This is a genomic window from Streptomyces sp. NPDC054956 (assembly GCF_053609185.1).
The window spans coordinates 1-10,460 of sequence record NZ_JBSGXB010000274.1; the positions used below are offsets into that span (position 1 = coordinate 1).

The 10,460-nt window shown below is 74.0% G+C and carries 10 protein-coding genes, 1 tRNA gene and 1 pseudogene; 6 read left to right on the top strand and 6 right to left on the bottom strand.

Annotated elements, in window-relative coordinates; translation table 11 throughout:
• The first annotated feature begins 92 nt into the window (after nt 1-92).
• Nucleotides 93-1,577 carry a glycoside hydrolase domain-containing protein gene (locus tag ACWGDE_RS30630; protein ID WP_453392281.1) on the top strand — a complete coding sequence of 495 codons (1,485 nt, stop codon included), beginning with the start codon at nt 93-95 and terminating at the stop codon, nt 1,575-1,577.
• An 11-nt stretch (nt 1,578-1,588) separates the two neighbouring features.
• Here the strand turns inward: ACWGDE_RS30630 and ACWGDE_RS30635 are convergent, their stop codons facing one another.
• From ACWGDE_RS30635 to ACWGDE_RS30650, 4 genes are read right to left on the bottom strand one after another with little or no spacing between them, the layout of a single operon-like run.
• Nucleotides 1,589-2,110 (bottom strand): pyridoxamine 5'-phosphate oxidase family protein, encoded by a 522-nt coding sequence (locus ACWGDE_RS30635; protein ID WP_453392282.1) that lies wholly within the window; start codon nt 2,108-2,110, stop codon nt 1,589-1,591.
• 36 nt (nt 2,111-2,146) lie between these two features.
• On the bottom strand, nt 2,147-2,878 hold the full coding sequence (locus ACWGDE_RS30640; protein ID WP_453392283.1) for a VWA domain-containing protein: 732 nt from the start codon (nt 2,876-2,878) through the stop codon (nt 2,147-2,149).
• A gap of 40 nt (nt 2,879-2,918) precedes the next feature.
• Entirely contained in the window at nt 2,919-3,995 is a 1,077-nt protein-coding gene (locus ACWGDE_RS30645) for an acyl-CoA dehydrogenase family protein (RefSeq protein ID WP_453392284.1), read from the bottom strand.
• The gene (locus ACWGDE_RS30650) at nt 3,992-5,614 is read right to left on the bottom strand and encodes a FadD3 family acyl-CoA ligase (protein ID WP_453392285.1); all 1,623 of its coding nucleotides are present in this window, start codon (nt 5,612-5,614) and stop codon (nt 3,992-3,994) included. Before ACWGDE_RS30650 ends, ACWGDE_RS30645 begins: the two co-directional genes overlap by 4 nt.
• Before the next feature lie 106 nt (nt 5,615-5,720).
• On the opposite strand from ACWGDE_RS30650, the pseudogene ACWGDE_RS30655 reads away from it, so the two are divergent.
• Nucleotides 5,721-6,110: pseudogene (locus tag ACWGDE_RS30655) on the top strand (flavin reductase family protein); the annotation flags it as partial.
• A 47-nt stretch (nt 6,111-6,157) separates the two neighbouring features.
• On the opposite strand, the gene ACWGDE_RS30660 reads toward ACWGDE_RS30655, so the two are convergent.
• The gene (locus tag ACWGDE_RS30660; protein ID WP_453392289.1) at nt 6,158-6,811 is read right to left on the bottom strand and encodes a helix-turn-helix transcriptional regulator; all 654 of its coding nucleotides are present in this window, start codon (nt 6,809-6,811) and stop codon (nt 6,158-6,160) included.
• A 116-nt stretch (nt 6,812-6,927) separates the two neighbouring features.
• Between ACWGDE_RS30660 and ACWGDE_RS30665 the strand changes: the two genes are divergently transcribed.
• From ACWGDE_RS30665 to ACWGDE_RS30675, 3 genes are read left to right on the top strand one after another with little or no spacing between them, the layout of a single operon-like run.
• A complete protein-coding gene (locus ACWGDE_RS30665) occupies nt 6,928-8,058 on the top strand; it encodes an LLM class flavin-dependent oxidoreductase (RefSeq protein ID WP_453392286.1) in 1,131 nt (376 codons plus the stop codon).
• Nucleotides 8,059-8,067: 9 nt separating this feature from the next.
• Nucleotides 8,068-8,793: an SDR family NAD(P)-dependent oxidoreductase gene (locus ACWGDE_RS30670; RefSeq protein WP_453392290.1), complete on the top strand. Its 726-nt coding sequence runs from the start codon at nt 8,068-8,070 to the stop codon at nt 8,791-8,793.
• Nucleotides 8,790-9,719 carry an alpha/beta hydrolase gene (locus tag ACWGDE_RS30675; protein WP_453392287.1) on the top strand — a complete coding sequence of 310 codons (930 nt, stop codon included), beginning with the start codon at nt 8,790-8,792 and terminating at the stop codon, nt 9,717-9,719. Before ACWGDE_RS30670 ends, ACWGDE_RS30675 begins: the two co-directional genes overlap by 4 nt.
• A 12-nt stretch (nt 9,720-9,731) precedes the next feature.
• On the opposite strand, the gene ACWGDE_RS30680 is transcribed toward ACWGDE_RS30675, so the two are convergent.
• Nucleotides 9,732-9,806, bottom strand: a tRNA-Ala gene (locus ACWGDE_RS30680).
• 67 nt (nt 9,807-9,873) lie between these two features.
• Between ACWGDE_RS30680 and ACWGDE_RS30685 the strand changes: the two genes are divergently transcribed.
• Nucleotides 9,874-10,362 (top strand): hypothetical protein, encoded by a 489-nt coding sequence (locus tag ACWGDE_RS30685; RefSeq protein ID WP_453392288.1) that lies wholly within the window; start codon nt 9,874-9,876, stop codon nt 10,360-10,362.
• Nucleotides 10,363-10,460 lie beyond the last annotated feature (98 nt).

Consider the following 10,460-nt stretch of genomic DNA (forward strand, 5'->3'; position numbering starts at 1 on the left):
GGGATAAGGGGACTCCCGCTGGGCCGGACGGGCCAGTCGCGGGGCCCCTCCACTCGGAGGAGGGGCCCCGCCGTCTGGTAACAGTGGGTCACATGCTGCCCTCCCACATGATGTTGAGCTGCCTGCTGGGCGCCGCGCTGCTCGCTCCCGTCCCCCTCGGGACCGGGGACGCCACCGCCGGGGACGCCACCGCCGGGAACCCCGGCGCCGGGGCCACCGCCGACGCCGGCCGTACGGTCGACTACCGCGGGCTGCGGCTCACCGTCCCCGCCGGCTGGCGCGTCGTCCACCTCGACCGGAACCCCGAGGCCTGCCTGCGCCTCGACCTGCCCACGCTCTACCTCGGGCCCGCCGGCACCCAGGGCGAATGCGGGGCCGCCCGCGCGGCCGCCCCCCGCGCCGACACCCTGCACCTGGAACCCCTCGAAGGGGCCCCGCCGCGCGCCGACATCCCGACCGTCGGCGGGGACGAGGGCGACCCCCTGCCCAAGGTCCGGGGCGACAGCAACGAGCTCCGCTACACCCTGCGCCGCGCCGGGCTGATGGCCACCGTCTCCTACGGGACCACGCCCGAGGCCGTGCGCGCGGTGCTCACCCGGGCCCGCTCCCTCGAACCCGCGGCCGCCCCCGGTCCCGTTCCCGTCGTCCCCGTCGGTGTCATCGGCGGTCCCCGGGCCACTGCCCAGGAGCCGTTCACCGGCGAGGGGTTCGACGCCTGCACGGCCCCGTCCCAGCGGACCATGGACGCCTGGCGGGCCGACTCGCCGTTCGGCGCCGTCGGCGTCTACATCGGCGGCCGCGCCCGTGCCTGCGCGCAGCCGCAGCTCACCGCGGGATGGGTGAACCGGCAGGCCGCGGCGGGCTGGCACCTGATGCCGATCTGGGTCGGACCCCAGCCCTGGAGCAGCTCCGCCACGGGGCTCTCCACCGATCCCTCGGAGGCCAACGAGCAGGGCCGGGCGGAGGCCGAGGGCGCGGCCCACGCCGCCGCGGCACTGGGGCTGGCCGAGGGCACGGTCCTCTACAACGACCTGGAGAACTACACGGACCGGGCCACCTGGGACGCCCCGGTCGTCGCCTACCTCACCGCCTGGACGGTCCGGCTGCACGAACTGGGCTACGGGGCGGCCGCCTACGTCTCGGCGAGCTCCGGGGCCAAGGCGCTGAGCGCCCACTACGCCCAGGCCCCGGACTCCATGCCCGACGTGCTGTGGGTGGCCCGCTGGAACGGATCGGCCTCCGTCACCGACGCCGACCTGGGGCTGCCCGCCGGCACGGGCCAGTGGGCGGGGGCGCGCCGGGCCCACCAGTTCCGGGGGGACCACGACGCCACGTACGGGGACGTGACCCTCAACATCGACCGGAGCTGGCTGGAGGTCGGGGACCAGGCCCCGAAGGCCGCCGGCCAGACCCCGGGCAAGACCCCGAAGGCCCCGGGCAAGGGTCCGAAGGCTCCGGGCAAGACCGCGAAGGCGCCGTCGAAGAGCCCGGCCAAGGCCTCGTCCAAGAGCCCGGCCAGGAGCCCGGCCCCTGCCAAGGCCCCGGCCGTGACCCCGAAGGCCTCGGCCAGGGCCTGAGCGGTCCCGGTTCAGCCGCCCGCGGGCTCCTCGCGGACCGGCTCGTCGTCGTTGCCCCGGCGCAGGGTGCGCAGGCCCTGCGCCGGGGTCCACGTACGCACCACGAGGTCGTCGCCCTCGACGCCGACGTGGACGACCTCCGTCAGCTCGGCGCGGAACAGGTCGAAGGGGTGCGGGGTGTCGTTCTCCTCGGCCTCCTCCGCGTACCGGTGGAGCTCGGGCTGCTCCACGATCTCCACCGCCCGCCCGGAGATCCGTACGTCCCCGTCCGGCATGGTCTCGCCCTCGCCCGGGTTGGTGTGCAGGGCGAAGCGCGGGTCGCGCCGCAGGTCCTTGCCCTTCATCGAGCCCGGCATCATGCCCAGCCACAGCTCGCCGCCGCGGATTTCGACGTTCAGCCCGGTCGCGCGGGGGGAGCCGTCCTTGCGCAGGGTCGCGAGGATGTGGTGCGGGAACTGTGCGAAGCGGGCCCGGACGGCCGCAGCGAAGTCCGGTTCCGCCTTCTCGAAAGCGGCCCAGTTGTTCGTCGTCATGCGTCCATCAAAGCGCGAGGGGCCGGTGGGTGCCGCTCAGGCGCGCACGATGCCCGCCGCGCGGGCGGCGGCCAGCCACGCCGGGAACTCCCCGACCAGACGGTCGTAGAGCTGGGCGTCCGGGACCGTCCGGGGGTCGGGGCCGGCGTGGAAGTAGCCCGCGTTGTCCACCACCCGCTTGCCCGGGACGGGCAGTTCGTCCAGCCGCCGCAGGAAGTCGAACTGGGAGCTGCGCGTGTTCCCGAAGCCGACGAACTGCCAGAAGAGCGGCAGCGTCGCGGCCTTGCACAGGTACTTCTCCGCGGCGAGCTTGTTGATCGGACCGCCGTCGGTCTGGAAGACGACGAGCGCGGGGGCGGTCGAGCCCGAGTCCAGGTAGTGGTCGATCACCGCGTCCATCGCCGCGTGGTACGAGGTCTTGCCCATGTGGCCGAGCCCGGCCGCGATCGCGGTGACCCGCCCCTCGTGTCCGGAGAGGGAGATCTCCTCCAGCGCGTCGACCTCGGTGGAGAAGAACACGACGGGCACCCGTCCGTCCTCGTCCCCCAGGTGCGCCGACAGCCCCAGCACCTGGTCGGCCAGGGCCTGCACGCTGCCGTCCTCGTAGTACGGACGCATCGATCCGGAGTAGTCGAGCACCAGGTAGACCGCGGCGCGTCCGCCCTCCAGACCGTGCTTGCGGAGCGAGACCCCGGCGCTCTTGTAGAGGCTCACCAGCGCAGGAGCGGTCTGTTCGATCTTCCGGAGGTCCATCGCGCTGCCCGTCATGGGCCCGAGGGTACGGCAGCCCCCGCCGGTCCGCCGGTCGTCAGGCCGGGAGGAACCCGAGCCGGGCCGCCAGCCGTTCGCGGTGCCCGGCGGGGGAGCCGAACAGCAGTGCCGAACCGTGCGCCCGCTTGAAGAACTCGTGTGCCTGGTGCTCCCAGGTGATGCCGATCCCGCCGTGCAGCTGGATCATCTCGCCCGCCACGTACGAGAACGCCTCCGAGCAGGCCGACTTGGCCGCGGCGGCCAGGGCCGGCGGGGCGTCCTCGGCGGCCGCCGCGAGGGCGAGGGAGCGGGCTCCCTCCACGGCGGTGTACATGTCGGCCAGCCGGTGCTTGACCGCCTGGAACGAGCCGATGGGCCGCCCGAACTGCACCCGCTCCTTCGCGTACCGCACGGTCGTCTCCAGGGCCCGCGCCGCCGCCCCCGCCTGCTCGGCGGCGAGCGCCGTGCACGCCCAGTCCCGGACCCGGTCGAGCACCGCGGCGCCGTCGGAGGAGAGCAGCCGGGCCGGGGTCCGGTCCAGTTCCAGCTCCGCGAGCGGGCGGGTCCGGTCCATCGTGGAGCGTACGGTGAAGGCCGCCGGCGGGGCGGTGAGTTCGAAGAGCCCGAGCCGGTCGTCGGGGGTCCGCGCGAAGGCGAGCAACAGCGAGGGCTCCGCGGGCCCGCCGAGCACGTACCGCTTGGAGCCGCCGATCAGCCAGCCGGCGGCGCCGGACCCGGACGGCTCCGCCCTCTCGGCCCGCGTCCGCAAGGCCGGGGCCTCCCAGCCGCCCTCCTCGGCCCAGGCCAGCGCCCCCACGGCCGACCCGTCCGCCAGCCCGGGCAGGTGCCGCGCGCACGCGTCGCGGTCCCCGGACTCCAGCAGCGCCCGTACGGTCAGCACCGCCGATCCCAGGTACGGTACGGGGCTCAGCGCGCGCCCCAGCTCCGCCATGACCACGGCGACTTCGGCGCTCCCGCAGCCCAGACCTCCGTATTCCTCGGGCACCGCCAGCGCGGCCGCGCCCACCTGGGCCGTCAGCGGGGCCCAGGCCGCGTGGCCGGGACGGCGCGCGAGCACCGCCCGTACGGCGTCGCGCAGTTCCTCGTGCTCGGCGGTCGGCTCCAGCGTCCTCACGTGGACTCCCCCCGGGCCGCGCGCCGCAGCTCCGTCTTGAGCAGCTTGCCGCCCGCGTTGCGCGGGAGCGCCTCGACCCGGGTGAACCTGCGCGGCACCTTGAAGTTGGCCAGCCGCTCCCGGGCCCAGGCGGTCAGCTCCTCGGGGGCGACCGGCCCGGTGGTGACGACGTAGGCCACCCCGACCTCGCCGAGCCGCTCGTCGGGGGCACCGACGACGGCGGCGTCGGTGATGGCGGGGTGGGTCAGCAGCACGTTCTCCACCTCCGCCGGATAGGCGTTGAAGCCGCCGACCACGTACATGTCCTTGAGCCGGTCGGTGATGGAGAGGTAGCCGCGCCCGTCCAGGACCCCGATGTCCCCGGTGCGCAGCCAGCCGCCCGGCAGCACGGCCTCGGCGGTGCTCGCCGGATCGTCCAGGTAGCCGGGGGTGACGTGGTAGCCGCGGACCTGCACCTCGCCCGCCTCCCCGGCGGCCAGCACCGCGCCGAGCGGGTCGGTGATCCGCACCTCGGTGCCGGGCAGCGGCAGCCCGACGGTGGTGGCGAGCGTCTCGGCGTCGGCGTCGGTGGGGCAGACGGAGACGACCCCGCCCGACTCGGTGAGCCCGTACGCCGTGAACACCTCGGGCGCGCCCAGCTCGGCGCGGATCTCCTCCACGAGGGAGGTGGGCACGGAGGCGGCCCCGGTGCCGGCCAGGCGCAGGGCGGTCAGGTCGTACGAGGTGCGGTGCGGGTGGCGGAGCAGGCCGTGGAAGACGGTCGGCGGACCCATCAGACACGTGACGCGCTCGGCAGCCATGCGCGCGAGGACCCGGTCGGTGTCGTAGACGGCCTCGGGGAGCATGGCGGCCCCGCGCAGCAGGCAGGCGAGCACGCCGGCCTTGTAGCCGAAGGTGTGGAAGAACGGGTTGACCAGCAGGTACCGGTCGCCGGGGCGCAGGCCGACGAGGCCGGACCAGGAGGCGTAGAGCCGGACGGTCTGACCGTGGGTAGTCATGACCCCCTTGGGGCGGCCGGTGGTGCCGGAGGTGTAGAGGATGTCGCTGAGGTCCTCGGGGCGTACGGCGGCCGCGCGCGCGGCCCGCTCCTCCTCGGAGACGGACCCGCCGGCCCGGAGGTACGCCGCCCAGCCGGTGGTGGCGGTGGGGGTGCCGTCGCCGGGGGCGTGGTCGCCCTCGTCCCCGCCGCGCAGGATCACCGTGGAGGCGAGCGCCCCCAGGTCCTCGCCGGAGGCGTGCAGGTCGCGGGCGTAGTCGGTGCCGAGGAAGCCGCGCTCGGTGAAGAGCGCGCGGGCGCCGCTGCGCCGGATGATGTCGGCCGCCTCGGCGGGCTTGTAGCGGGTGTTGACGGGGACGAGCACGGCCCCGACGCCGACCGCGCCGAGGGCGGCGGTGATCCAGCGGCGGCTGTTGGGGGCCCAGATCGCGACCCGGTCCCCGGGCCGGATGCCGTGGGCGACGGCGGCGCGGGCGGCCGCGCCGATCTCGGCGGCGAGCCGGGTGAAGGTCCAGCGGACCTCTCCGTCGGCGAGCGCCTCGGCCTCCCCGTACGCGGCGGCGGCGTACTCGGGGAGCCGGGCGAGCGTGGCGGGCGGCTGCGGCGGGGGCGGTGTTGGCATCGGACCCTCCCTACTTGACGAGCGAGCGTGGGCGGTATCCAATCACAGGTGTTTCGGTTAGGCATATACCTAGTAGGAATAATCAGAGGAGGTTCTCATGTCCGACATGAAGTCGGTCCTGTCCAGCTTCTGCACCGGCGTCGCCGTCGTCACGGCGCGCGAAGCCGACGGCCGTCCCGTCGCGATGGCCGTGCAGTCCTTCTCGTCCGTGTCCCTGGATCCGCCGCTGGTCTGCTTCTGCCCGGCCCGCACGTCCACCACCTGGCCGAAGATCCAGGCCGCCGGCGCCTTCGCCGTCAACATCCTGGCCGCCGACCAGGAGGACCTGTGCCGCCGGTTCGCCGTCACCGGGGGCGACAAGTTCGCCGGCGTCCCCTGGCGGGCGGCCGGCAACGGCGCGCCCCTGCTGGAGGGGGTGCTCGCCACCGTCGCATGCGATCTGGAGGCGGTCCTGGACGGCGGCGACCACGCGATCGCCCTGGGCAGGGTCACCGCCCTGACGGCGCACCGCGAAGGCGCGCCGCTGCTCTACTTCCGGCGCACCTACGGGCGCTTGCCGGATGCGCCGGGCGCCCCGGATGCGCCGGGCGTACTGGGCTCGCCGGATCCGTCCGCCAGCGCCTCGATGTCCTCCAGCATGGCGGCCGCGAGGTCGCGCTCGGAGGCGTAGTACCGCTCCGCCCACTTGAGGGTGAGCGCCGGATACGCCCACGAGGCCTCGTCCTTGGCGCCGTCCGCGTCGGCCACCGCGCGCCGGCGCATCTTCTCCGCGAACTCCTGGTGCTGTACGAGGACTTCGCGCATCTGCTCGGGCTCCAGCAGGTGGCCGAGCCACAGGCGCAGCATCGGCCCGTGCTTGAGCACCGGCGGGTCGACGGGTGCCTCGCGCGCCCATCGCCGTACGGCCGTCATGCCCTCGTCGGTGATCCGGTACACCCGCTTGTCGCGGGTGCCGGTCTCCTGGGCGACCATCCGCGAGGAGGCGTACCCGGCCTTCTCCAGCCGCTTGAGCTCGCTGTAGATCTGGCTGAAGGACGGACTCCAGTAGAAGAAGCGCAGCGACCAGTCCGACCACTTCTTCAGGTCGTAGCCGGAGAGCTCCTCTCCGAAGGAGAGCAGCCCGAGCACCGCCCAGCTGGTCGCGGGGAGCGCACGCTCGTTCGTCTCGTCTGCCGCCTGATCTGCCACGCAGCGCAGTCTACGACCGGTCTTCGCAGTGACCCTTCCCCCGGTGAGTTATGACTGCTAGAAGTATTCCTATTCGAAATACATCGTTCACATGCCGTGCCCCGCGCACGGCCGGGAGGTGCACCGTGAAGTTCTCGATGATCTTCGAGGCCCAGCTCGTCGACCCGACCCCCGAACGCGAACGCCAGGTCATCCACGACTGCGTGGAACAGGCGGTGTTCGCCGAGGAGATGGGCTTCGACCGGATCTGGGCCGTCGAGCACCACGCCCTCACCCAGTACGCCCACATGAGCGCCTCCGAGATCTTCCTGACCTGGGTCGCCGCCCGCACCCGCAGGATCCGCATCGGCCACGGCGTCGTCACCATGCCCTTCGGCTACCAGCACCCCGTACGCGTCGCCGAACGCGCCGCCATGCTCGACGTGCTCTCCGGGGGCCGCGTCGACATCGGCGCCGGACGCGGGGCCACCCGCCAGGAGATGTCCATGTACGGGGTCAGGCCCGAGGACACCTACCCGCAGATGGAGGAGGCGCTGCGGATCTTCTCCTCCGCCTGGCGAGAGGAGAAGTTCGAGTGGCACGGCTCCATCGACATCGGCCCCGGCGCGATCCTGCCCCGCCCGGTCCAGGACCCCCACCCGCCGCTGTTCATGGCCTGCTCCAAGCACGACACCCTCAAGCTCGCCGCCGAACTGGGCATCGGGGCCCTGGTGATGGGCTTCGCCGGCGCCGACGACGTCCGCGAGATGCGCAAGGTCTACGACGAGGCCATCGCCACCCGCACCGGGGAGCGCTTCGTCTCCAGCGAGGTCAACGACCACCTCTCCGCCCTCTGCCCGACCATCGTCCTCGACGACGCCGAGCGCGCGCTGCGCCTGGGCACCCGCGGCCAGCGCTTCTTCGCCGAGTCCATCGCGCACTGGTACGGCAACGCCCCCGAGCCCACCGGCTGGTCCGAGGACGAGAGCGCCGAGGAACACGTGGCCGCGCTGGAGCGGGGCCGCGAGGAGCTCGTCGCCAAGCTCCACGAGGCGAACATCCCGGCCCGCCCCGTGGACACCGGCACCTACAACGCCGCGCACGCCTACGGCGACGCCCGGACGGCCATCGCCTACGTCGAGCAACTGCGCGAGATCGGCGTGGACGAGGTCATGTGCCTGATCCAGATGGGCACCGTCCCGCAGGAAGCGTGCATGGAGACCATCCGCCAGTGGGGCGAGACCGTCATCCCGCACTTCCGCGCGCTGGAGGGCTGACCGGTGTCCGTGAGTCTGGAGGGCAAGGTCGTCGTCATCACCGGAGCCGGCCGCGGCCAGGGCGCCGCCGAGGCCCGGCTGTGCGCGCGGGCCGGCGCGCGGGTCGTCGTCACCGACATCAGAGAGGAAGAGGGCCGCGCGGTCGCCGCCTCGCTCGGGGACCAGGGGCTCTACGTACGCCACGACGTGGCCGACGCGGACAGCTGGGCGGAGGTGGTCCGCGAGGCCGTACGCGCCTTCGGCACCGTATCGGCCCTGGTCAACAACGCGGCCCTGTGGCGCACCGCGCACGTGGAACGGCAGGGCCTCGAAGACTTCGAAGCCCTGCTGCGGGTCAACCTGCTCGGCCCCTTCCTCGGCATCCAGGCGGTGGCCCCGCTGCTGCGCGCCGGCGGGGGCGGCTCGATCGTCAACGTCTCCTCCACCGCCGGACTGACCGGCATCCCGGGCCACGCGGCGTACGGGTCGAGCAAGTTCGCACTGCGGGGGCTCACCAAGTCGGCGGCGCTGGACCTCGCAGGGGACGGGATCAGGATCAACTCCGTGCATCCGGGGGCGATCGACACCCCGATGGTCAGCGAGGCGGTCGCGGGGCGGGACTGGTCGCACGTGCCGCTGGGCCGGATCGGACGGCCCGAGGAGGTCGGGGAGCTGGTCCTCTTCCTCTGCTCGGACGCCTCCTCGTACATCACGGGGGCCGAGTTCACCGTCGACGGCGGGCTGACGACGCGGTGAGCGGCTCCCTCTCGCCGGCGGACGGCCGGCCGCACGACGCGGTGAGCGATTCGCTCTCCCCGCAGGCCCGCCGGCTGTGCGACGCGATGTCGGCCGGTTTCCCCGGGCCGGGGGACGTGGCGGCCCTGCGGGCCGCGTCGGCGGCGGGCCGGGCGCCCGGCGCGGACGTGGACTCGGTGCGGGACGCGACCGCGGACGGGGTCCCGGTCCGGATCTACGATCCGGCGCCGGGCTCGGCGGGTCGCCCGTTGACCGTGTACTTCCACGGCGGGGGCTGGGTGATGTGCGGACTCGACACCCACGACGCGCTCTGCCGCGCGCTGGCCGTGGCCTCGGGCACGGTGGTGGTCTCCGCCGACTACCGCCTCGCCCCCGAACACCCCTGGCCGGCTGCGCCCGACGACGCGCTGACCGTTCTGCTGTGGGCCCGCGCGCGGGCCGCGGCGCTGGGCTGCGATCCCTCGCGGGTGGTCGTCGCGGGGGACTCCAGCGGGGGCAACCTCGCGGCGGTGACCGCCTCGCGGGCCCCCGAACTGGTGGCGGGGCAGCTGCTGTTCTACCCGCCGCTGGACGCGTCGATGGACTCGCCGTCGGTCGCCGCGTACGGGCGGGGGTACTTCCACACCGCCGACCACATGGCCTGGTACTGGGACCAGTACGGCGGCGACCCGGCCCACCCGCACGTCTCCCCGCTCCGCGCCCCCGACCTGTCCGGCCTCCCGCGCACGCTGCTGGTCCTCGCGGACTGCGACGTCCTGCGGGACGAGGGCCTGGCGTACGGGCGCCGGCTGGGCGGGGCGGGTGTGGACTGCACGATCCACCTGGTCCCCGGGGTCTTCCACGGATTCCTGGGCCTGCCGCTCCCGGCCTCGGCGGCGGCGATCGCGGCGGCCGGGGCGTGGGTGGCGGGCACGGCCGCGCGGTAGGGGAGGAAAGGGGGCTGGGCGGCCGGATTCGAACCGGCGTCCTCCTCCATGCTGTGTAGGCGCACTACCTCTGTGCTACGACCCAGCCCTTGTGCGGGATCCTAGACACCGCCCCGGCGGGCGTGCACGTGAATATCACCGGCATGATGTGCGCATGTCGATATCGGTCTCCGGGGCACTGGTGCGCAACTCCCTCGCCCTGGCTGCGGAGTTCGCCGCGGTCATCCTCATGCGCGGCCCCGAGCCGCACTGGCTGCCCGTGCTGCTGGCGCTGTTCGCGTTCGTGTCCGGAGTGCCGAACGGCACCGAGGCGGGCTTCGTCCACCGGACGGTGCTGGCGACGGGGGCGGTGCTGATCGCGCTGGTCGGCAGCTACGCGTGGGACGACCACACGCTGCGTGCGGAGGGCCGGGTGGAGCGGGTGGTGGAGGCCGGGGGCCACCTGCGCACGGAGTCGGGGCGCGACCTCGGACCGCTCCCGGTGGGCTCGGCCGGGCTGCGGGTGCTGGTGGACCCGCACGGTCCGGCCTGGCGGTGGGGTACGGAGCGGCCGGGGGAGCCGGTGCTCTGGGAAACGCTGACCGGCGGCCTGGCCCTGCTCCAGACGATCTCCCTGACCCGCCTCTCCCGCCGCCCCGCCTGACGCCGCGTCCCGGACCGGCCCGGACCCGCGCCTCAATCGCCGGCGGGGCTGGATTTGCCCGCCGGGGCACACGGTGCGCTGCGCGCACGCAGCAGGCC

What these genes read in the sequence shown, in the direction of transcription:
- ACWGDE_RS30630 (WP_453392281.1), top strand. Translation starts at nt 93, where the DNA reads ATGCTGCCCTCCCACATGATGTTGAGCTGCCTGCTGGGCGCCGCGCTG.
- ACWGDE_RS30635 (WP_453392282.1), bottom strand. Translation starts at nt 2,110, where the DNA reads ATGACGACGAACAACTGGGCCGCTTTCGAGAAGGCGGAACCGGACTTC.
- ACWGDE_RS30640 (WP_453392283.1), bottom strand. Translation starts at nt 2,878, where the DNA reads ATGACGGGCAGCGCGATGGACCTCCGGAAGATCGAACAGACCGCTCCT.
- ACWGDE_RS30650 (WP_453392285.1), bottom strand. Translation starts at nt 5,614, where the DNA reads ATGCCAACACCGCCCCCGCCGCAGCCGCCCGCCACGCTCGCCCGGCTC.
- ACWGDE_RS30685 (WP_453392288.1), top strand. Translation starts at nt 9,874, where the DNA reads ATGTCGATATCGGTCTCCGGGGCACTGGTGCGCAACTCCCTCGCCCTG.